This is a genomic window from Pseudomonas sp. LBUM1658 (genome assembly GCF_059716055.1).
In genome coordinates, this window is the sequence record NZ_CP166798.1 from 6,286,525 (window position 1) to 6,308,952 (window position 22,428).

The 22,428-nt window shown below is 59.9% G+C and carries 19 protein-coding genes and 1 tRNA gene; all 20 read left to right on the forward strand.

The features are described from left to right. Positions 1-31: 31 nt before the first annotated feature. The 20 genes from rpoD (at position 32) to ACA064_RS29180 (ending at position 22,291) form a co-directional block, all read left to right on the forward strand. Entirely contained in the window at positions 32-1,882 is a 1,851-nt protein-coding gene (gene rpoD / locus ACA064_RS29085; RefSeq protein ID WP_497671176.1) for an RNA polymerase sigma factor RpoD, read from the forward strand. A 122-nt stretch (positions 1,883-2,004) separates the two neighbouring features. Beyond that, positions 2,005-5,748 (forward strand): EAL domain-containing protein, encoded by a 3,744-nt coding sequence (locus tag ACA064_RS29090; protein WP_497671177.1) that lies wholly within the window; start codon positions 2,005-2,007, stop codon positions 5,746-5,748. Between the two features lie 15 nt (positions 5,749-5,763). Then, a tRNA-Ile gene (locus tag ACA064_RS29095) sits at positions 5,764-5,840 on the forward strand. Between the two features lie 159 nt (positions 5,841-5,999). Continuing rightward, the gene (locus ACA064_RS29100) at positions 6,000-6,323 is read left to right on the forward strand and encodes a DUF4258 domain-containing protein (protein ID WP_497671178.1); all 324 of its coding nucleotides are present in this window, start codon (positions 6,000-6,002) and stop codon (positions 6,321-6,323) included. 5 nt (positions 6,324-6,328) lie between these two features. Next, the gene (locus ACA064_RS29105) at positions 6,329-6,769 is read left to right on the forward strand and encodes a helix-turn-helix domain-containing protein (RefSeq protein WP_497671179.1); all 441 of its coding nucleotides are present in this window, start codon (positions 6,329-6,331) and stop codon (positions 6,767-6,769) included. A 230-nt stretch (positions 6,770-6,999) separates the two neighbouring features. Further along, positions 7,000-7,461, forward strand: coding sequence for an Lrp/AsnC family transcriptional regulator (locus ACA064_RS29110; protein WP_497671180.1), 462 nt, complete (start codon positions 7,000-7,002; stop codon positions 7,459-7,461). Positions 7,462-7,915: 454 nt separating this feature from the next. After that, positions 7,916-9,598, forward strand: coding sequence for a flavin monoamine oxidase family protein (locus ACA064_RS29115; RefSeq protein WP_497671181.1), 1,683 nt, complete (start codon positions 7,916-7,918; stop codon positions 9,596-9,598). Positions 9,599-9,611: 13 nt separating this feature from the next. Beyond that, the gene (locus ACA064_RS29120; protein WP_497671182.1) at positions 9,612-10,406 is read left to right on the forward strand and encodes a carbon-nitrogen hydrolase family protein; all 795 of its coding nucleotides are present in this window, start codon (positions 9,612-9,614) and stop codon (positions 10,404-10,406) included. A 48-nt stretch (positions 10,407-10,454) separates the two neighbouring features. Next, on the forward strand, positions 10,455-12,920 hold the full coding sequence (gene pqqF, locus ACA064_RS29125; RefSeq protein ID WP_497671183.1) for a pyrroloquinoline quinone biosynthesis protein PqqF: 2,466 nt from the start codon (positions 10,455-10,457) through the stop codon (positions 12,918-12,920). A gap of 155 nt (positions 12,921-13,075) precedes the next feature. After that, positions 13,076-13,150, forward strand: coding sequence for a pyrroloquinoline quinone precursor peptide PqqA (pqqA, locus tag ACA064_RS29130; protein WP_080591079.1), 75 nt, complete (start codon positions 13,076-13,078; stop codon positions 13,148-13,150). Positions 13,151-13,236: 86 nt separating this feature from the next. Beyond that, positions 13,237-14,148, forward strand: a complete 912-nt coding sequence (pqqB, locus tag ACA064_RS29135; protein ID WP_497671184.1) for a pyrroloquinoline quinone biosynthesis protein PqqB — start codon at positions 13,237-13,239, stop codon at positions 14,146-14,148. A 212-nt stretch (positions 14,149-14,360) separates the two neighbouring features. Further along, complete coding sequence (gene pqqC, locus ACA064_RS29140) at positions 14,361-15,113, forward strand: pyrroloquinoline-quinone synthase PqqC (RefSeq protein ID WP_497671185.1); 753 nt, start codon at positions 14,361-14,363, stop codon at positions 15,111-15,113. Beyond that, entirely contained in the window at positions 15,110-15,385 is a 276-nt protein-coding gene (gene pqqD, locus ACA064_RS29145; protein WP_497671186.1) for a pyrroloquinoline quinone biosynthesis peptide chaperone PqqD, read from the forward strand. The genes pqqC and pqqD overlap by 4 nt, the downstream gene beginning before the upstream one ends. Further along, a complete protein-coding gene (gene pqqE, locus ACA064_RS29150) occupies positions 15,357-16,529 on the forward strand; it encodes a pyrroloquinoline quinone biosynthesis protein PqqE (protein ID WP_497671187.1) in 1,173 nt (390 codons plus the stop codon). Before pqqD ends, pqqE begins: the two co-directional genes overlap by 29 nt. Continuing rightward, positions 16,495-18,324, forward strand: a complete 1,830-nt coding sequence (locus ACA064_RS29155; protein WP_497671188.1) for a S9 family peptidase — start codon at positions 16,495-16,497, stop codon at positions 18,322-18,324. The genes pqqE and ACA064_RS29155 overlap by 35 nt, the downstream gene beginning before the upstream one ends. 225 nt (positions 18,325-18,549) lie before the next feature. Then, complete coding sequence (ureE, locus tag ACA064_RS29160) at positions 18,550-19,050, forward strand: urease accessory protein UreE (RefSeq protein ID WP_497671189.1); 501 nt, start codon at positions 18,550-18,552, stop codon at positions 19,048-19,050. Next, positions 19,047-19,721, forward strand: a complete 675-nt coding sequence (locus tag ACA064_RS29165) for an urease accessory protein UreF (protein WP_497671190.1) — start codon at positions 19,047-19,049, stop codon at positions 19,719-19,721. Before ureE ends, ACA064_RS29165 begins: the two co-directional genes overlap by 4 nt. A 9-nt stretch (positions 19,722-19,730) precedes the next feature. Continuing rightward, entirely contained in the window at positions 19,731-20,345 is a 615-nt protein-coding gene (gene ureG, locus ACA064_RS29170) for an urease accessory protein UreG (RefSeq protein WP_150803084.1), read from the forward strand. Between the two features lie 37 nt (positions 20,346-20,382). Beyond that, on the forward strand, positions 20,383-20,955 hold the full coding sequence (locus ACA064_RS29175; protein WP_497671191.1) for a HupE/UreJ family protein: 573 nt from the start codon (positions 20,383-20,385) through the stop codon (positions 20,953-20,955). A gap of 202 nt (positions 20,956-21,157) precedes the next feature. After that, positions 21,158-22,291 (forward strand): AGE family epimerase/isomerase, encoded by a 1,134-nt coding sequence (locus tag ACA064_RS29180; RefSeq protein ID WP_497671192.1) that lies wholly within the window; start codon positions 21,158-21,160, stop codon positions 22,289-22,291. The last annotated feature ends 137 nt before the right edge of the window (positions 22,292-22,428 follow it).

The following is a 22,428-nucleotide window of genomic DNA, read 5'->3' on the forward strand; positions in this document are numbered from 1 at the left end:
GCCCGCCAAGACCTTCAGTGGATAGGGTGTTATGTCCGGAAAAGCGCAACAGCAGTCTCGTATCAAAGAGTTGATCACCCTGGGTCGTGAGCAGAAGTATCTGACTTACGCAGAGGTCAACGACCACCTGCCGGAGGATATTTCAGATCCGGAACAGGTGGAAGACATCATCCGCATGATTAATGACATGGGGATTCCCGTACACGAGAGTGCTCCGGATGCGGACGCCCTTATGTTGGCCGACGCCGATACCGACGAGGCAGCCGCTGAAGAAGCGGCTGCAGCGTTGGCAGCGGTCGAGACCGACATTGGCCGCACCACTGACCCCGTGCGCATGTATATGCGTGAAATGGGTACAGTAGAGCTCCTCACACGTGAAGGCGAAATTGAAATCGCCAAGCGTATCGAAGAGGGCATCCGTGAAGTGATGGGCGCAATTGCGCACTTCCCTGGCACGGTTGACCACATTCTCTCCGAGTACACTCGCGTCACCACCGAAGGTGGCCGCCTGTCCGACGTCCTGAGCGGTTATATCGACCCGGACGACGGCATTGCGCCGCCTGCTGCCGAAGTGCCGCCGCCTGTCGATCCGAAAACCGTGAAAGCGGATGACGAAACCGACGACGACGAAGCCGAAACAGCCACTGACGAAGAAGATGAAGTCGAAAGCGGTCCGGATCCGGTCATCGCCGCACAGCGTTTCGGCGCCGTGTCCGACCAGATGGAAGTCACTCGCAAGGCGCTGAAAAAGCACGGTCGTGGCAACAAGCTGGCAATCGCCGAGCTGGTGCTCCTGGCTGAGCTGTTCATGCCGATCAAACTGGTTCCGAAGCAATTCGAAGGCCTGGTTGAGCGTGTCCGCAGTGCTCTCGATCGTCTGCGTCAGCAAGAGCGCGCAATCATGCAGCTCTGCGTTCGTGATGCACGCATGCCGCGCACCGACTTCCTGCGCCAGTTTCCGGGCCATGAAGTCGACGAAAGCTGGACCGATGCACTGGCCAAAGGCAAAAGCAAATACGCTGAAGCCATTGGTCGCCTGCAACCGGACATCCTTCGTTGCCAGCAAAAGCTGACTGCATTGCAGACCGAAACCGGTCTGACGATTGCCGAGATCAAGGACATCAACCGTCGCATGTCGATCGGTGAGGCCAAGGCCCGCCGCGCGAAGAAAGAGATGGTTGAAGCGAACTTGCGTCTAGTGATCTCCATCGCCAAGAAGTACACCAACCGTGGCCTGCAGTTCCTCGATCTGATCCAGGAAGGCAACATCGGCTTGATGAAAGCGGTGGACAAGTTCGAATACCGTCGCGGCTACAAGTTCTCGACTTATGCCACCTGGTGGATCCGTCAGGCGATCACTCGCTCGATCGCCGACCAGGCCCGCACCATCCGTATTCCGGTGCACATGATCGAGACGATCAACAAGCTCAACCGTATTTCCCGGCAGATGTTGCAGGAAATGGGTCGCGAACCGACCCCGGAAGAGCTGGGCGAACGCATGGAAATGCCTGAGGACAAGATCCGCAAGGTATTGAAGATCGCTAAAGAGCCGATCTCCATGGAAACCCCGATCGGTGATGACGAAGACTCCCACCTGGGTGACTTCATCGAAGACTCGACCATGCAGTCGCCAATCGATGTCGCCACTGTTGAGAGCCTTAAAGAAGCGACTCGCGAAGTACTCTCCGGCCTCACAGCCCGTGAAGCCAAGGTATTGCGCATGCGCTTCGGCATCGACATGAATACCGACCATACCCTTGAGGAAGTCGGGAAACAGTTCGACGTTACCCGTGAGCGGATTCGTCAGATCGAAGCCAAGGCGCTGCGCAAGCTGCGCCACCCGACGAGAAGCGAGCATTTGCGCTCCTTCCTCGACGAGTGATCACAAAACCCCCAGCCTTGCTGGGGGTTTTGCTTTGTGCAGATTAAATTTTCCAAGCGTCCCTCCCGCCCGCATTGCCCGTCTACACTCGAACCTACTCCCCGAGCCATAACGAGACCGTTATGCCCAGAATGCCGGCTGTGTTTTTGCTGTGGCTGATGACCTGGACTGCAACGGCTGGCGCGCTGACTCTTACCGACGAAGAACGTAGCTGGCTTGCGACCCACCCGGAACTGCGTCTGGGTGTCGATGCGTCATGGCCACCTTTTGAGTATCGCGATGAAGAAGGCCGTTACCAGGGTCTGGCGGCGGATTACATTCGCCTGATCCAGGAACGCCTGAGCATCAAGGTGACCCCCGTCGAGCCGATCAGTTGGAGCCAGGTGCTGGAACAGGCCAGACAAGGCAAACTGGACCTGCTGCCGGGGATCATGTCGACTCCTGAGCGCCAGAGCTATCTGTCCTTCACTCGCCCCTACCTGGACTTCCCGATCGTGATCCTGGCCCACGAGGGCGGGCCACAACCGCATAATCTCAACGATCTGTACGGCCTGAAGATTGCCGTCGTGGAAAACTATGCGCCCCACGAGTTGTTACGCTCCCATCATCCCGACCTTAACCTGGTCGCCCTGCCGAATGTCAGCTCAGCCCTCCAGGCTCTGGCGACGGACCAGGTCGACGCCTTTGTAGGCGATCTCGCCTCCAGCGTCTGGAGCCTGCGCCAGCTTAAACTGGACGGTCTTTACGTCAGCGGTGAAACGCCTTATCGCTATCAATTGGCGATGGGAGTACCGCAACAAAACAAAATGCTGGTCGGTATTCTCGACAAAGTACTGGCCGACCTGAGCCCCGAGGAAATCAGCAGCATCCAGGAACACTGGGTGGGCAATGTCCTGGATCACCGCACATTCTGGTCCGGTCTTTTGGTTTATGGCCTGCCCGGCGTGCTGCTGCTGTTTACGGTGCTGGCAGTCGTCATCCGCATCAATCGCCGGCTCAGTTCGGAGATCTCGCGTCGGGTCGCGCTCGAACAGGAGTTGCGCAGCAGCGAATACCACTACCGCGGCCTGGTCGAAAGCCTTTCGGCCATCGCCTGGGAAGCCCGCATAAGCGACTACACCTACAGCTACGTGTCACCCCATGCCGAAGACCTGCTCGGCTATCCCTTGCCTAACTGGTTGATCCCGGGCTTTTGGCGCAACATTATTCATCCCGCCGACCTGACTCGCGCCCAGACCTTTTGTGACCATGAAATACTGGCGGGCCGTGATCACAGCGTCGACTACCGCGTCATCACCGCCGACGGTCGCTGTCTGTGGGTGCGCGATATCGTCAGCCTGATAGAGCACGGTCATGAGCCGGTTCTGCGCGGCCTGATGATCGACATCAGTGAAGCCAAAAGAACCGAAGAAGCTTTGCGTCTATCCGAGCAGAAATTCGCTTCGGTATTCCAGCAATGCCCAGACATTCTGGTGATCGCGCGGCTGTCCGACGGCTGCCTGCTGGAGGTCAACGAAGCCTTTGAGGAACAGATCGGCCTGAGCGCCGAGGAAGTCATCGGCCAGACCGCCACCGACCTGAACATCTGGGGAGTGCCTGGCGTCGGCCCCGGCCTCTTGCAGCGTCTGCAGGCTGGCAGCATTCGCAACCTGGAGATGCCGTTTCGGCGCAACAACGGGCAGCTGTTCACCGGGCTGATCTCCGCCGAACCCTTCGACCTCGACACCACTCCCGCGCTGGTAGTGGTGGTGCGCGATATCAGCCAACTCAAAGAAACCCAGCAACAACTGCAAACCTCCGAAGAGAAATTCGCCAAAGCCTTCCATGCGTCACCCGATGGCCTGCTGCTGAGCCGCCAGCGCGATGGCTTGCTGATCGAGGTCAACGAGGGTTTCAGCCGGATTACCGGCTTCAATAGCGCGATGTCCGTGGACCGCTCCACCCTGGACCTGGGTATCTGGGTCAACCTCAACGAACGCAAACAAATGATCGACCTGCTGCAACGCGACGGTTTTGTCCGCGACTTCAGCTGCCACATCCGCCGTAACGACGGGCAGATTCGCCTGTGCGAGGTCTCCAGTCGCCCATTGCCCATCGCTGGCGAGGATTGCATGCTGACCATCGCCCGCGACATCACCGAGCGCCATCTGATGCAGGAAAAACTGCAACAGGCCGCCACGGTGTTCGAGAGCACCGCCGAAGGCGTGTTGATCACCGACACCCAGCAGCACATCAGCGCCGTCAATCGGGCCTTCACCGAAATCACCGGCTACAGCGAAACCGAAGCGCTTGGCCACACCCCCCGGCTGCTTGCCTCGGGTTTGCACGACAGCGCCTTCTACGCCGCCATGTGGCATCAACTGACCGCCGAAGGTCACTGGCAGGGCGAGATTTCCAACCGACGTAAAAATGGTGAGCTGTATCCCAGCTGGCTGACCATCAGTGCCGTGCGTAACCGGGACAAATTCATCACCCACTTCGTTGCGGTATTCGCCGACATCTCCAGTTTGAAGCACGCCCAGGCGCGCCTCGACTACCAGGCTCACCACGATCCGCTGACCGGCCTGCCCAACCGCACCCTGTTCGAGAGCCGGCTGCTGACAGCGCTCAACAGCCAGCAAGAAAACGGCGGCCAGGGCGCCGTACTGTTCCTCGACCTCGACCGCTTCAAACACATCAACGACAGCCTTGGCCATCCGGTCGGCGACCTGCTGCTCAAAGGCATTGCCGTGCGCCTGAAAGAGCAACTGCGTGATATCGACACCGTGGCCCGCCTCGGCGGTGATGAATTCATCATCCTGCTGCCGGGCCTGCAGCAAGCCAGCGACGCCGAACACATCGCCAACAAGCTGCTCAACTGCTTTGGCGCGCCCTTCCAGGCCGGTGAGCACGAGTTCTTCATCAGTGCCAGCATTGGCACCAGCCTCTACCCCCAGGACGGCTGCGACGTCGCCACACTGGTCAAGAATGCCGACGCGGCCATGTACCGCTCCAAAGCCAAGGGCCGCAACCGGGTCGAAAGCTACACCCGCGACCTCACCGCCCAGGCCAGCGAACGGATCGCGCTGGAACATGAGTTGCGCCGGGCGATCGAGCGCAATGAGCTATTGCTCTACTTCCAGCCGAAAATCAGCCTCAAGGATCAGTCCCTGGTCGGTGCCGAGGCCCTGCTACGCTGGCGACATCCAACCTTCGGCGACGTACCGCCCGAACACTTCATCCCGCTGGCCGAAGAAAACGGCATGATTCTGCAGATTGGCGACTGGGTGCTGGAGCAAGCCTGCCAGCAGCTCTACGAGTGGAATCTGCAGTATGAGAGTTTCGGCCCCCTCTCGGTTAACCTGGCCGGGGCTCAATTGCGCCAACCGAATCTGCTCAACCGGATCGAGCAGCTACTCAATGACAACCTCCTCATGCCCGGCTTCCTGCAGCTGGAAATCACCGAAAACTTCATCATGAGCCAGGCTGAAGAGGCACTGGAAGTGCTGCATCAACTCAAACGCCTGGGTGTGCAGTTGGCAATCGACGATTTCGGCACCGGCTACTCCTCCCTGAGCTACCTCAAACGCCTGCCCCTGGACTTCCTGAAAATCGACCAATCCTTTGTCCGCGGCCTGCCCGATGACCCCCACGATGCAGCCATTGTCCGCGCCATCATTGCCCTGGGTCGCAGCATGCAACTCACCGTCATCGCCGAAGGCGTCGAAACCCAGGCCCAGCAGCAATTCCTCGCCTTGGAGGGCTGCGAACAGATCCAGGGCTACATCGTCAGCCTCCCTCTCCCCGCCGACGAATTCGCTGTAGCCTTTCTTCGTATGAACCTTTCCGATTTTTCGGATAGCACAGCAGAGAAACCATCGTTATAATCCGCGGCCTACTGAGGGCCTATAGCTCAGTTGGTTAGAGCAGGGGACTCATAATCCCTTGGTCGTAGGTTCGAGTCCTACTGGGCCCACCATACAAAAAGCCGCGCACTGCGCGGCTTTCGTGTTTCTGGCTGTTCGGTTTTTTCCGAGCAGAAGCAGGGGCTCACACCCTTGTCGAAAAATTTTTATAAGAATTGACAAAACATCCTTGAGATTTAGGATGGCGTTACCTATAAATACTATAGAAAACCATGAGCGACCTTCTACCTTTTCCTCTGCCTAAAAAGAAAGCTCTTGAAATAATCCGTGAGCTTTCGGAAATGTCGGAACGCATCTTCTACTCACCGCATGCCAAGGGGCGGATGATTGAGCGAGGTGTGACCATGCCCGACGTGATGGACTGCCTGGGTAAAGGACAGATCACGGAAGGGCCGTTCCAGCAGCCCGGCGGTGATTGGAGATTTACCATTTCCTGGTTTAGAGCCGGGTCGCCTCTCCAAGTCGTTGGCGCAATCGATGTCGACGACGACGGGACATTTCTCGTCATAGTGACCACGATACAAAAGAATGGGTGAATTTTATGTACCACTACGTAGAAAGCGGCCTGCCGAACGTATGGCTTAGCAATGGCTTCGTGGTGAAAGAGACTGCCTATGGCGAGTCTGTTGCAATCACGGATGTGAAAGGCCTACATGACGTAATTGGCAAGTCTATCGCCGAAAAACCAGCACCGTTGACAGGTGCTGAGTTCAGGTTCCTCAGGAAGGAACTTGGGCTGTCCCAAGAAAGACTTGCCGATATCGTCGGGCTGACGAGTCAGGCTGTGGCGATCTGGGAAAAAACTGACAAGATCCCAACCGTAAATGACCGGTACTTACGGGGACTTTATCTTGAAGCTAAAACGGGCGAAGCCGATCTTATGGCGGCTATCAATTCCATCAATAAATTGGACCACGACCTATACAAACTGAATCTGGAGTTTGAAGGCGAATGGCACAATAAGGAAAAGCAATGCGCTTGACCTACGTCACGCTCTAGAAGCCCGCCCCAAACGCCGGGTGTTTTAGAGCCGCCTTAGTGCCAATGATATGGGTCCAGCCCAATGAATGCGGTCGCTTATTCAGGGCTCATGATCCCTTGGTCGCAGGTTCGAATCCTACAAAAAGCCGCGCACTGCGCTGCTTTTGCGTTTCTGCGATTCGGCGAGCCTGTAACATGCTCAGCCATTGATGCATGCCGCCGGAGAAGACCTTGCCTGACACCCGCCCTCCCGTTCTCGATGAAATCGATCGCCAATTGATTGCTGCGTTGCAAATCAACGCCCGCGAAAGCGTGGCCATGCTTGCCCGGCAGCTGGGCATCGCGCGCACTACGGTCACCTCACGCCTGGCGCGGCTGGAGAAGGCTCGAGTGATTACCGGCTACGGCGTGCGTCTCGGTCAGCGGGTGGTCGATGGCGGATTGCAGGCGTATGTCGGGATTACCGTGCAGCCGCGCTCCGGCAAGGAAGTGCTGCGCCGGCTCAGTACCATGGCCCAGGTGCAGCAGTTGTGTGCGGTGAGTGGCGAGTTTGATTACGTGGCGTGGCTGCGTACCGATTCGCCGGAACAGCTCGATCAGTTGCTCGATCAGATCGGCAGTGTCGACGGCGTAGAGAAAACCACTACCTCGATCATCCTCAGCAGCAAGATCGATCGCGGGCAGCCGGTTTGATTGTTTGTGGCTGATCTTCAGGGACGGGGCGCTTTCGTGGGCGAGCCTCAATGCCAGTCGGTGAACGGCTTTGAAGCGAACATGTACTGTGGCGAGGGAGCTCGCTCCCGCTGGGGCGCGAAGCGGCCCTAAAAACTGCAACTACTGTTTTTCAGGTAGAACGCATACGCAGGTTTTACGACTGCTTCGCCGCCGAGCGGGAGCAAGCTCCCTCGCCACAGGTTTTGCGTTCGGCGCCTCTTTTCTTAACTGACTGGCATTGGGGCAAGCCTGATCCCATAGGACGCATGCAATCATTATGACAACAGCGCTCGTCATAATGCGCAGATTAAGTGCATATCGACGACACTTTGCGTCTTATTAACGTGTTCTACACTCCCTAGAATGGCGGCTGTCTTTTCCCCTTCCAAACTCATAGCGGTCACCGCCGCAAGAGTCGCCAGCAAGGTCAGCCATGAACAAGAACAATCGCCATCCTGCAGACGGTAAAAAACCAGTCACTATTTTCGGCCCGGACTTCCCCTTCGCGTTCGACGACTGGATCGAGCACCCGGCCGGCCTGGGCAGTATTCCAGTGCAGAACCACGGCGCCGAAGTGGCGATAGTCGGTGCCGGGATCGCTGGGCTGGTGGCGGCGTACGAGCTGATGAAGCTGGGCCTGAAACCGGTGGTTTATGAGGCTTCGAAGATGGGCGGCCGTTTGCGTTCCCAAGCCTTTGAAGGCGCCGAGGGCATCATCGCCGAGCTCGGTGGTATGCGTTTCCCGGTGTCGTCCACCGCGTTCTATCACTATGTCGACAAGCTCGGCCTGGAAACCAAACCCTTCCCCAACCCGCTGACACCCGCCTCGGGCAGCACGGTCATCGACCTCGAAGGCCAGACCCACTACGCGCAGAAGCTCGCCGACCTGCCGGCATTGTTCCAGGAAGTCGCCGATGCCTGGGCTGATGCGCTGGAGGACGGTTCGCGCTTCGGCGAGATCCAGCAAGCGATCCGCGACCGCGACGTGCCACGCTTGAAAGAGCTGTGGAACACCCTGGTTCCGCTTTGGGATGACCGTACCTTCTACGACTTCGTCGCGACCTCGAAAGCCTTCGCCAAGTTGTCCTTCCATCACCGCGAAGTGTTTGGCCAGGTTGGCTTCGGCACCGGCGGTTGGGATTCGGACTTCCCCAACTCGATGCTGGAAATTTTCCGCGTGGTGATGACTAACTGCGATGACCACCAGCACCTGGTGGTCGGCGGCGTCGAGCAAGTGCCGCTGGGCATCTGGCGTCATGTCCCCGAGCAATGTGCCCATTGGCCCGCAGGCACCAGCCTGAGCTCGCTGCACAGCGGCGCACCGCGCACCGGCGTGAAACGCATCGCCCACGCGGCCAACGGTCGTTTTGCCGTCACCGACAATTGGGGCGATACCCGGGAATACGCAGCAGTGCTGACCACTTGCCAGAGCTGGCTGCTGACCACCCAGATCGAGTGCGATGAGTCGCTGTTTTCGCAAAAAATGTGGATGGCCCTGGACCGTACCCGCTACATGCAGTCGTCGAAAACCTTCGTCATGGTCGACCGGCCGTTCTGGAAGGACAAGGACCCGCAAACCGGTCGCGACCTGATGAGCATGACCCTCACCGATCGCCTGACCCGTGGCACTTACCTTTTCGACAATGGCGACGACAAGCCGGGCGTCATTTGCCTGTCCTACTCGTGGATGAGCGACGCGTTGAAAATGCTCCCGCATCCGGTGGAAAAACGCGTGAAGCTGGCGCTGGACGCCTTGAAGAAGATCTACCCGAAAGTCGATATCGCCGCGCGCATCATCGGCGACCCAATCACCGTATCCTGGGAAGCCGACCCGCATTTCCTCGGCGCCTTCAAGGGTGCGCTTCCGGGCCACTATCGCTACAACCAGCGCATGTATGCACACTTCATGCAGCAGGACATGCCCGCCGAGCAGCGCGGAATTTTCATTGCAGGCGACGATGTCTCATGGACCCCTGCTTGGGTTGAAGGCGCAGTTCAAACTTCGCTGAACGCGGTGTGGGGCATCATGAAACACTTCGGCGGCGAGACTCATGCGCAGAACCCTGGCCCGGGTGATGTGTTCCACGAAATCGGTCCGATTGCCCTGCCCGAGTAAAAGGAAGCTCACTATGCGTGTCGCCCTCTACCAATGCCCACCGCTGCCACTGGACGTGGCTGGCAATCTGCAGCGTCTGCAACACCTGGCGATGGAAGCCAGGGGCGCTGATTTGCTGGTGCTGCCGGAAATGTTCCTCAGCGGGTACAACATCGGCGTCGAGGCGGTCGGCGCGCTGGCCGAGGCGCGGGATGGCGAGTCGGCGCAACGCATTGCCAACATCGCCAAGTCTTCGGGAGTGGCCATCCTCTACGGTTACCCGGAGCGCGCCGACGACGGGCAGATCTACAACGCCGTGCAGTTGATCGATGCCAAGGGTCAAAGCTTGTGCAACTATCGCAAAACTCACTTGTTCGGTGAACTCGATCACTCGATGTTCAGTGTCGGCCCTGACGAGTTTCCTCTGGTGGAACTGAACGGCTGGAAGCTCGGGTTCTTGATCTGCTACGACCTGGAATTCCCGGAAAATGCCCGTCGCCTGGCCCTGGCCGGTGCCGAGCTGATTCTGGTGCCGACAGCGAATATGATTCCCTACGACTTTATCGCCGACGTCACCGTGCGTGCCCGCGCATTCGAAAACCAGTGTTATGTGGCGTACGCCAACTACTGCGGCAGTGAAGGCGATATTCACTACTGCGGGCAAAGCAGCATTGCCGCACCGGACGGCAGCCGCCTCGCCCAGGCCGGCCTGGATGAGGCATTGATCGTCGGAACGCTGGATCGCCAATTGATGATCGATTCGCGCGCCGTCAATCGCTACTTTCATGATCGTCGACCCGAGCTTTATGGCGACCTGAACAAGCGCTGATCGGTGGTTATCCGCTAGCATGAGCACTTCACTGTTCTGGAAGTGCTCATGCCCGCGCTGAACCACCCTCATCCCCACACTGAGACCCTGGCCAACGGGCTACGGATCTCTCTGCGCCATGCTCCACGTTTGAAGCGCTGCGCCGCTGCGTTGCGGGTCGCTGCCGGCAGCCACGACGTGCCACTCGCCTGGCCCGGGCTGGCGCACTTCCTCGAACATCTATTCTTTCTCGGCACCGAGCGTTTTCCCGCAGACCAGGGGTTGATGGCCTACGTGCAAGGTCACGGCGGGCAGCTGAATGCGCGAACCAGCGAGCGCACCACCGACTTCTTCTTCGAACTGCCACCATCCACCTTTAGCGGCGGGCTCGAGCGCTTGGGCGACATGCTGGCCCATCCGCGTCTGGACCAGAACGACCAGCTCCGTGAGCGGGAAGTGCTGCACGCCGAATTTATTGCCTGGTCACGGGATCCATCGGCGCAGCAACAGTTCGGCCTGTTCGATGGCCTCAGCGCGGCCCATCCATTGCGTGCCTTCCATGCAGGAAACCGCTACAGCCTTTTGGTACCGCAGCCGGCTTTCCAACAGGCATTGAGCGGCTTCTATCAGCGCTATTATCAGACCGGGCAAATGACCCTGAGCCTGGCCGGGCCACAGTCCGTTGCCGAGCTGAAAGCGCTGGCGCAAGGGTTCGGCACTCATCTTGTCGTCGGCCAGCAGGTGGCGCAGAGCGCTCCGCCGTCATTGATGTGCACCGCAGAGAACAGTTATCAACAGATTGGCGAACGCCGTCTGAATCTATTGCTTGCCTTTGAGCACCTGCCCGACTCATCACCCCAGGCGCTGGATTTTCTATGCACTTGGTTGAGCTCTTCGAAACCCGGCGGGCTGCTCGCCGAGTTACAAAGCCGCCAGCTGATCGACTCTCTGAAAGCCGCGCCGCTTTACCGGTTCGCCGGCCAGGCCTTGTTGAATATCGAGTTCACACTCAGCGCCAGCAGCTCAGGCCAGGATTCGTTGATTAGAGAGCTGTTTTTCGACTGGCTGAGCTTTTTCAACGAGAACCGCGACTGGCCTCAATTGCGCGAAGAATACGCCTTGCTGCAACAGCGTAAACAGCAGGTCAGCAGCGCACTGGAGCTGGCCCGACTGGACAGCGAGCAGTCAGAACCAGGCTTGCCCGAACAAGGTGTAAGCGCACTCAAGACGCTCTTGAAGCAGCTGTCTGTGGATAAACCCGTAGGCACCTGGCAACTGCCGCCCCCCAACCCCTTTCTGCGCCAGGTCGCGGCACCTGCCCGAACCGGCTTGATCCGCGGGCAAACCAGTGCTCACCGTGGCCTGCGGACCTTTGCCCAGGATCGAATGCGTGGCCGCCGTGACAGTTCGAGCCTGCTGGTGAGTCAGGAACTGCCGGACGATACCGGCGAAGCCGCGGTGTATCTGCGCTGGCGCCTGGATTCTGCAGTGCAGGCAAGCCTTCAGCCGAAACTGGAAAGCAGCCTGAAAGACTTGCGCGAAGACGCCCTACAGGCCGGAGTCGAGTTTTCCTTCAGCGCCGTGGGTAATCAATGGCTACTGAAGATGACCGGCCTTCATGAGCCGATGCCCGTGATACTCGAGCAGGCGTTAATGCGCCTGACAAAACCTGCCGCCGACTTCTGGCAAAAAACCGATGGACCAACCCCGAGCGCGCCGCTGATGCCCATTCGGCAACTACTGAAGTTATTGCCCGAGCATTGTCTGGACTGTTTGCAGCCCCCAGTGTTGCAACCCGTCAGCGCTGCCGACCTGCAACTACTCTGGTCAACCGCCCGCTGGGACGGACTGGCGCTCGGTCTGCCGGCCAAGGCACAAGCTGCAATCACCGGTGCCCTGAGCCAAATGCCCGGCATTGCGGACACTCAGGTGGGACTGCCGCTGTCGATTCGTTCACAGCACCTGTGGAGCCAGGTGCCGACCGACACCAGCGAACACGCACTGCTGCTGTTTTGTCCGACGTCCACCCAGGAGATTGCCGACGAAGCTGCCTGGCGTTTGCTTGCGCAATTGAGTCAATCAGCGTTCTACCAGCGCCTGCGGGTCGAGCTACAACTTGGCTACGGGGTGTTCAGCGGGGTGCGGCAGATCAACGGGCAGACCGGGCTGCTGTTCGGCGTACAGTCGCCCAGCGTTGCATCGAGAGACATTCTGGAACACATCGAAGTATTCCTTGAGCAACTGCCTGAACTAATCTCAGGGATCGATGATTCGTCTTTGACCAACCAATGCCAGGCGCTCGCCAATCAATTCGATTGCAGCACCCTGCCCCTTGCCCAAGCCGCTGAACTACTCTGGCAGGGCAAGCTGGCCGACCATTCGTCGGATTATCTGCAACAGCTGCAAAGGGCGATCATCACGTCAAGCCGGCAAAGCCTGCTGGACGCGGCTCAACGATTGAACCAGGCCGAAGGTGGCTGGAGGTGTCTGGCTAGCGGTTCTTGCCCTGACAAGCCATGGCAAATGGCAAAATGATCATTACCCAGGCTGCAATTAGCTTTCTTCGAGAATTGCGGTCAAACGCTAGTGGGAATTTAGTAAGATAGGCACCTAAGCATCTGAACATCTCCGCTGGAGGTGGACTATATGTATAGATCTCAACTGTCACACCCACCTGAAGGAGCAACTCTATGGCCTGGTCCAAGCCTGCTTACACCGACCTGCGTATCGGCTTTGAAGTCACCATGTATTTCGCAAGCCGTTAATTCTGCCTTTGGGTAGAGCATGCAGTGCAACGCCTCGGCCAGCCCGGGGCGTTTTTATTTTCAGCTTTTGTATGACGGGAGCGGCCATGTTTGTCCAGATTCTAGGTTCCGCCGCCGGCGGTGGTTTTCCGCAGTGGAACTGCAACTGCGTGAACTGCGCGGGTTTTCGCGACGGCAGCCTGAGGGCCGAGGCGCGAACCCAATCATCCATCGCAATTTCCGATGATGGCGTGAACTGGGTGCTGTGCAATGCCTCGCCGGACATCCGCGCGCAGTTGCAGAACTTTGCCCCAATGCAACCCGGCCGTGCCCTGCGCGATACCGGGATCAGCGCGATCATCCTGATGGACAGCCAGATCGATCACACCACTGGCCTGCTCAGCCTGCGCGAAGGCTGCCCGCACCAAGTCTGGTGCACCGACATGGTCCATGAAGACCTGAGTACCGGCTTCCCGCTGTTCACCATGCTCACTCACTGGAATGGCGGGCTGATCTGGAACCGCATCGAGCTCGAAGGCACCTTCACCATCCCCGCCTGCCCGAACCTGCGCTTCACCCCGCTGCCACTGCGTAGCGCCGCACCGCCCTACTCGCCCCATCGCTTCGACCCACACCCTGGCGACAACATCGGGCTGATCGTCGAAGACCTGCGCACTGGCGGCAAGCTGTTCTACGCGCCGGGCCTGGGCAAGGTCGATGCGCCGCTGCTGGAAATCATGGCCGGCAGCGACTGCCTGCTGGTGGATGGCACGATGTGGGACGACGACGAAATGCAGCGCCGTGGCGTGGGCACCCGTACCGGTCGGGAAATGGGCCACCTGGCACAGAACGGCCCCGGCGGCATGCTGGAAGTGCTGGAACAGTTGCCCAAGCAGCGCAAAGTACTTATCCACATCAACAACACCAACCCGATCCTCGACGAAGACTCCGCCGAACGTGCCGAACTTCTACGACGAAAGGTCGAGGTCGCTTACGACGGAATGAGTATTGAGCTGTAACAGGCAATCGACTCAAGATCACTCGCGGGCACAGTCCCTGTGGCGAGGGAGCTTGCTCCCGCTCGGGTGCGAAGCAGCCGTAAAAACCGGCGGATGTGTTCTAGCTGAAGAACCGGGATAGCAGGTTTTGGGGCCGCTTCACGGCCCAGCGGGAGCAAGCTCCCTCGCCACAATTACTCGCCAGACTATAGAACTGGTATCGGAGAGCCCAGATGACTGACCAACCAATGTCCCCCGCCGAATTCGAACAGGCGTTGCGCGCCAAGGGTGCCTACTACCACATCCATCACCCCTATCACGTGGCGATGTATGAAGGTCGGGCGACCCGCGAGCAGATCCAGGGCTGGGTTGCCAACCGCTTCTATTACCAGGTGAACATCCCGCTCAAGGACGCCGCGATCCTGGCCAACTGCCCGGATCGCGAGGTCCGCCGCGAGTGGATTCAGCGCCTGCTGGACCACGACGGCGCGCCTGGTGAAGACGGCGGTATCGAAGCCTGGCTGCGCCTGGGCCAGGCGGTCGGCCTCGACCCGGATCAACTGCGCTCCCAGGAGCTGGTCTTGCCCGGTGTGCGTTTTGCCGTCGACGCCTACGTCAACTTCGCCCGCCGGGCCTGTTGGCAGGAAGCCGCCAGCAGCTCGCTGACTGAACTGTTCGCCCCGCAAATCCACCAATCGCGACTCGACAGCTGGCCACAGCATTACCCCTGGATCGACCCGGCCGGTTATGAGTATTTCCGCACGCGCCTGAGCCAGGCTCGACGGGATGTGGAACACGGCATGGCGATCACCCTGCAGCACTACACCACGCGGGTCGGCCAGGAGCGCATGCTGGAAATTCTCCAGTTCAAACTGGACATCCTTTGGAGCATGCTCGATGCCATGAGCATGGCCTACGAACTGAACCGCCCGCCTTATCACAGCGTGACCGAACAGCGGGTCTGGCACAAAGGGATCACCCTATGAGTTTCGATCGCAGCAAGACCCCGACCTGGCGGACCGGCTACCGTTACCAGTACGAACCGGCGCAAAAAGGCCATGTGCTGCTGTACCCCGAAGGCATGATCAAACTCAACGAAAGCGCCGCGCTGATTGGCGGCTTGATCGACGGAGAGCGTGACGTCGCGGCGATCATTGCCGAACTGGGCGCCAAATTCCCCGGCGTACCCGAGCTCGATGACGACATCGAGCAATTCATGGAGGTCGCCCGTGCACAGCACTGGATCGAACTTGTCTAAGCAGGCTCTGCGGCTACCGCCCAAGCCTGAGATCGGCCTGCCCTTGTGGCTGCTGGCCGAGCTGACTTACCGCTGCCCGCTGCAATGCCCTTATTGCTCCAATCCGCTGGATTTCGCCGAGCAGGGCAAGGAGCTGACCACCGAGCAGTGGATCAAGGTGTTCCGTGAAGCACGGGAGATGGGCGCGGCGCAGTTGGGCTTTTCCGGCGGCGAACCGCTGGTGCGTCAGGACCTGGCCGAGCTGATTGCTGAAGCCCGCAAGCTGGGTTTCTACACCAACCTGATCACCTCGGGCATCGGCCTCACCGAGCAGAAAATCAGCGACTTCAAAAAAGCCGGGCTGGACCATATCCAGATCAGTTTCCAGGCCAGCGACGAGCAAGTGAACAACTTGCTGGCCGGCTCGAAAAAAGCCTTCGCGCAAAAGCTGGAAATGGCTCGCGCAGTCAAAGCCCATGGCTATCCGATGGTGCTGAATTTCGTCACCCACCGGCACAACATCGACAAGATCGACCGCATCATCGAGCTGTGCATTGCCCTGGAAGCCGACTTCGTCGAACTCGCCACCTGCCAGTTTTACGGCTGGGCTCAGCTCAACCGAGTCGGCCTGTTACCGACCAAAGATCAGCTGGTTCGCGCCGAACGCGTCACCAATGAATACCGCGTCAAACTGGAAGCCGAAGGGAATCCGTGCAAGCTGATTTTCGTCACCCCGGATTACTACGAAGAACGCCCCAAAGGCTGCATGAACGGCTGGGGCAGCATCTTCCTCACCGTCACTCCGGACGGCACTGCTCTGCCGTGCCACGGCGCGCGACAGATGCCGGTGCAGTTCCCCAACGTGCGCGATCACAGCATGCAGCACATATGGTACGACTCGTTCGGCTTCAACAAATTTCGCGGCTATGACTGGATGGCCGAACCCTGCCGCTCCTGCGATGAGAAGGAAAAGGACTTCGGCGGCTGCCGCTGCCAGGCCTTCATGCTCACCGGTGACGCGAGCAACGCCGATCCGGTGTGCAGCAAGTCGGAACATCACGGCGTGATTCTCCAGGCCCGCGAAGAAGCCGAGCACGCGACCCAGACCATCGAACAACTGGCCTTTCGCAATGAACGAAACTCACGCCTCATCATTAAAGGCTGAACCCTTCAGCGCCGTCCAGGCCGTCGCCGCCGCTATCGACTTCGCTGAACTGCAAGTCGGTCGGCACGGCCTGTTCTGGAATGAGTACCGCCCCGAAGACGCGGCCTGTCGGATCTGGCACTGGCATGAGGGTCAGGCCCGCTGCCTGACGCCCTCGGGGTTCAGCGTGCGCAGCCGGGTCTACGAATATGGCGGCGGTTCGTTCTGCCTGAGCGATGACGGGCTGGTGTTCGTCAACGAAGCGGATCAGCAGTTGTATCGGCAATCCCTGCAAGGTGAGACGCCCCAGGCGTTGACCCAGGGCGAGTGTCGTTATGGCGACCTGCAGTTCGCTGCCGGGCAGGTTCTGGCGGTCGAGGAAAACCTCAATCAACACCGACTGGTAGCCATCGACAGCGCCAGTGGACAACGTCAGTTACTGGCCGAAGGCGCGGACTTCTATGCCGCGCCGACCCTGAGCCCGGACGGCCAGCGCCTGGCCTGGATCGAATGGAGTCGTCCCCATCAACCCTGGACCTCTACCCGCCTGATGGTGGCTGAGCGTCAGGCCGACAACGGTTGGAGCCAACCCCGTTGCGTGGCCGGCGATGGTGCCGAAGAGTCCCTGCAACAACCGCGCTTTGATCAGACTGGCAGTCTTTATTGCCTGACGGATCGCGCCGGGTTCTGGCAACCCTGGATCGAATCCGCCTCAGGTTTGAGCCCGCTGCCAAGCGCTGCAGCCGATCACGCACCCGCGCCCTGGCAGCTGGGTGGCAGCACGTGGCTGCCACTGGGTGAAGGTGCCTACCTGGCGAGCTGGACCGAAGATGGCTTTGGCCGACTGGGACTGCGCCAGGGTAATGGGGCGCTGGAAGAGTTCACCGATGACTACAGCCGATTCCGCAGTCTGGCGCTGGATGAACAGTTTGTTTACTGCATAGTTGCGTCGCCCGTGAGCCCGGCGGCGGTGGTCGCCATCGATCGCCAAACTCACCGATTCGAGGTGCTGGCCGGTGGTGTTGCACCCTTGCCTGCCGAGCAGATCAGCCGTCCGCAAACCTTGCGCTACCCGAGCGGCAAGGGTGAAGCCCATGGCTTTTTCTACCCTGCCATGAACGGCGTCGCCAAACCGCCCCTGGTGGTATTTATCCACGGCGGCCCGACCTCCGCCTGCTATCCGATGCTCGATCCGCGTATCCAGTACTGGACACAGCGCGGCTTTGCCATCGCCGACCTCAACTATCGCGGCAGCAGCGGCTACGGTCGCGCCTATCGACAAGCGCTGCATTTAAGCTGGGGCGAGGTGGATGTCGAAGACGCGTGCGCGGTCGTTGCCTACCTTGCGGGGCAAGGACTGATCAATGGCGAAAACGCCTTCATTCGCGGCGGCAGCGCCGGCGGCTACACCACCCTTTGCGCATTGGCGTTTCACCAGGTTTTTCGCGCTGGCGCCAGCCTGTACGGTGTCAGCGACCCGATCGCCCTGAGCCGCACCACCCACAAATTCGAGGGCGATTACCTCGACTGGTTGATCGGCGACCCCGAACAGGATGCCGAACGCTACAAGGCCCGCACGCCACTGCTGCACGCCGGGAATATCCACGTGCCGGTGATATTTTTCCAAGGCGAACTCGATGCCGTAGTCGTTCCGCAACAAACCCGCGACATGCTCAAGGCCTTGCAGGACAAGGGCATCCCGGCCCATGCGCATTACTACCCCGACGAACGCCACGGTTTTCGCAAGGCCGACAATCAGGCCCATGCGCTGGAGCAGGAATGGTTGTTTTATCGAGGGGTGATGGCACCGGACTGACGGTCCTGATCAGCCGGTGAACGCCGGATGCCCGCCGAGAGGCAATACTTTCGCCGCAAAATGGTGCGCCAACCTCTTGGTCGCACCAATCCCATGCAAAATCCTGTGCGCAAGCGCTTGGCATGGGCAAAGCCCCTACAGTGTTTTCGGTTTTTTCCTACATCCAGCTCTGTTGGCAAGGGCCTTGCTCTAACCTCTGCAACGCCCTTTGCTGGAAGCCTTCCAATGCTGGTGATTCATCACAGAATCGACCCTCAACCCCTCTGGGCCGCCGAACTGCACCTGAATTTCGAGGCCCGCAGCAAAAGCCGGCTGCGCTGTTTCAGTGCTGAAGGTGAGGACGTCGGGCTGTTTCTGGAACGTGGCCAACCACCCTTGCATGACGGCGAATTCCTGCAAGCCGAAGACGGTCGCATTGTGCGAGTCTGCGCTCGCCCCGAGCTACTGCTGCACGTCACCTGCGCCAATGCCTATGAACTGACCCGCGCCGCCTATCATCTGGGCAATCGGCATGTCGCGCTGCAGGTCGGTGATGGCTGGTTGCGGCTACTCGATGACTACGTACTCAAGGCCATGCTTGAACAGCTTGGCGCCCACACCGAGCCCCTCGAAGCGCCATTCCAGCCGGTACACGGTGCCTATGGCGGCGGCCACCACCATTCACGGCATGGCGACGAGGACTTCAACTACCCACCACGTTTGCACCAGTTCGGCGTACGCCTATGAACCCGGCCTGGGCTTTGCTGCGCCTGGCCAGTCCACAACTGCCGATTGGCGGCTACAGCTACTCCCAAGGGCTGGAAATGGCCGTGGAACAAGCGCGAGTAAGCGACCCGCAAACGGCCCGACGCTGGATCAGCGATCAGCTGTTGCTCAACCTCGCGCGTTTTGAAGCACCGCTATTGCTCGCCCACTGCCGCGCCGCGGCGGCCGAGGATTGGGCCGAACTGTTGCAACGCTGCGAAGAACACCGTGCCAGCCGCGAGACCCGCGAACTGCACCAGGAAAGCCGGCAAATGGGCTATTCCCTGCAACAACTGCTCAATGGCTTGCCGGAGCTCGACGCCCGCGCCCGGGCCTTTCTTGCGCAACATCCAGAACCGCACTTGGCCCTCGGCTGGGCGCTGGCCGCTCGCGCCTGGCAGATCAGCCCACAGGACGCGCTGGCCGCCTGGCTCTGGAGCTGGCTGGAAAATCAACTGGCGGTGCTGATGAAGACCCTGCCGCTCGGCCAACAAGCTGCCCAGCGCCTTACCAGCGAACTGCTGCCGTTGCTGCAGCAGGCCCAGCACAAGGCGTCGAACATCTCTTTCGATCAATACGGCAGCGCCACTTTCGGCCTGTCCCTGGCATGTATGGCCCATGAGCGCCAGTACAGCCGTCTATTCCGCTCCTAGGAGAAACACATGAACGCACAACCGTTGCGCGTTGGTATCGGTGGACCGGTCGGTTCCGGCAAGACCGCCCTGACCCTGGCCCTATGCCTGGCCCTGCGCGAGCGCTACAACCTGGCGGTGGTCACTAACGACATCTACACCCGCGAAGACGCCGATTTCCTGGTGCGCAATGCGGCGTTGGCGCCGGAACGGATCATCGGAGTGGAAACCGGTGGCTGCCCGCATACGGCGATCCGTGAGGATGCGTCGATCAATCTCGAAGCGGTCGATCAGTTGAATCGGCGCTTTCCCGGTCTCGATCTGATTCTGGTGGAATCCGGCGGCGACAATCTATCCGCGACCTTCAGCCCCGAATTGTCGGACCTGACCATCTATGTAATCGACGTCTCGGCCGGCGACAAGCTGCCACGCAAGGGCGGCCCGGGGATCTGCAAATCCGACCTGCTGGTCATCAACAAGATCGACCTGGCGCCGCTGGTAGGCGCTTCACTGGAGCTGATGGACAGCGATACCAAGCGTATGCGCGGTGATAAGCCGTTCGTTTTCAGTAACCAGAAAACCGGCTTCGGGCTGGACGCGATCATTGCTTTTATCGAACGCCAGGGGCTGCTGACCGCGGCTTGATGCCCTCTTTTACAAAGAACAACAAGGAAGCTGATTCATGACACTCAAACAAATCCTCGGCGCCTTCGCCCTGCTGCTCACTCCCGCTCTCGCCTTCGCCCACCCCGGTCATGGCGATAACGGCTTGATCGCCGGCATCAGCCACCCGATAGGCGGCCTCGATCACCTGTTGGCGATGCTCGCGGTCGGCCTGTGGGCCGCGCAACAGCAAGGCGCGGCGCGCTGGGCGCTACCGTGCACCTTTGTCGGCATCCTGTTGATCGGTGGCATGCTCGGTTTTGAAGGGCTGAATCTGCCGGCACTGGAAAGCGGGATCGCCGCGTCGGTGCTGGCGCTGGGCCTGGCCGTGGCGCTGGCGGTGCGTCCGCCGTTGAGCCTGGCGCTTGGCGCAACGGCACTGTTTGCGCTGTTCCATGGCGTGGCCCATGGTCTGGAGTTGCCGGAGATGTCCAGCCCTTGGGCGTATGCGGCGGGTTTCGTTGCCGCCACGGCGGTGCTGCATGCTGTTGGTTTTGCGGTAGTGCGCGTACTGCCGCGAGCGGCTGCGCCACTGGTGCGGCTGGCCGGGGCGGCGTCGGCGGCGACCGGGGTCTGGTTGTTGGCGGGCTGAATCTTTGGTGTTTGCTCTGGCCTCATCGCGAGCAGACTCGCTCCCACATTGATTCTGCGTTGATCACAGCATTGTGGATTGACGCATATCCAGTGCGGGAGCGAGCCGGCTCGCGATAGCGGCCTGAAAGACACAACCTCTCTCAAGCCAACCTCTCTGCTACCATGTCGCGCAAACACCTCTGCCGTGACGACGCCAGCCGATGCCCGATGTTTCCAGCTCCGCCTCCCAGCCTGAATTGACCGCTCTGTTCGCGGCCGTGCAGCAGCATTTTCATGACGTGATCGTGCCGCTCTGGCAAGGTCCTGGCTGGAATGTCGAACTGGCGCTGCCGTATGAGGCGCTGGACGCCGAACATCGGCCATTGCCGCCACAACGCTATCGGGCCATGGCCTGCGCGCGGCAGCTGTACCTGTTTTCCAGCCTGATCGGCGAGTCCGGGGTTCCCACCGCCCAGGACCGCGCTGCGGCGTTGTTCCGCTCCTTGCAGCGACATTTTCACGATGCCGAGCATGGCGGCTGGTTCTACAGCATCGACGCCCAAGGCGCGCCGCTGGACCAGCGCAAGGACCTCTATACCCACGCATTCATCATCTTCGCCTGCGCCCATTACTGGGCCAAGGTTCGCGAGCCGCGGGTGGAGTCGGTGCTCAATGACGCTCTGGAAATGGTGGCCGAACGCTTCGCTATCGATGACGGGTTGTATGAAGCCAGTCTCGAGCGGGACTGGTCATCGCTCCAATCCGGGCCGTTGCAAAATCCCTTGATGCACCTGGCGGAGGCCTTCCTTGCCACGCTGTCGGTTCGCCAGGACGCTGCAGTGCAATCTGCTCTCGGCAGCCTGTGCGATGCCATGCAAAGGCGCTTCATCGACCGCCAGCACGACGTGATGATGGAAAAACCGCTGGGGGCTGTGGATAACTGGTTCGAACCGGGGCATCAGTTCGAGTGGTTCTTCCTGCTCGAATCTTCCTCTCTGCTCAAAGGCTCACCGCTGCACGCCTCGCTGGAGCGCGCCTTCACCTACGCCGAACAGGTCGGCGTCGATCCGCAAACCGGTACCGTCAGCGGCATGTTGGATATCGACGGCAGCGTTCGCGACGGTACCCAACGGATCTGGGCTCAAGCCGAATACCTGCGCGCCCTGACGTTGCGGCCCGCCAGCCAGGCGCTGCTGCAACGCCAATTGAACGCGCTGCAACAGCGGTTTCTGCATGCCGGTGGCTGGTATGAGTGTCTGGATGCAGCGGGCATCGTAAGCCGTCGGGATATGCCGTCAACCACCCCTTATCATCTGGCGACCTGTTATCGCGGCCTGGTCGAATACTTCGGCTGATTGTCAGACCCCTGTGGCGAGGGAGCTTGCTCCCGCTGGGGCGCGCAGCGGCCCTAAAACCTGTGATCGCATTTTGTCAGGCAGAACACTGTCGCTGGGTCAACGACCGCTTCGCGGCCGAACGGGGGCAAGCCCCC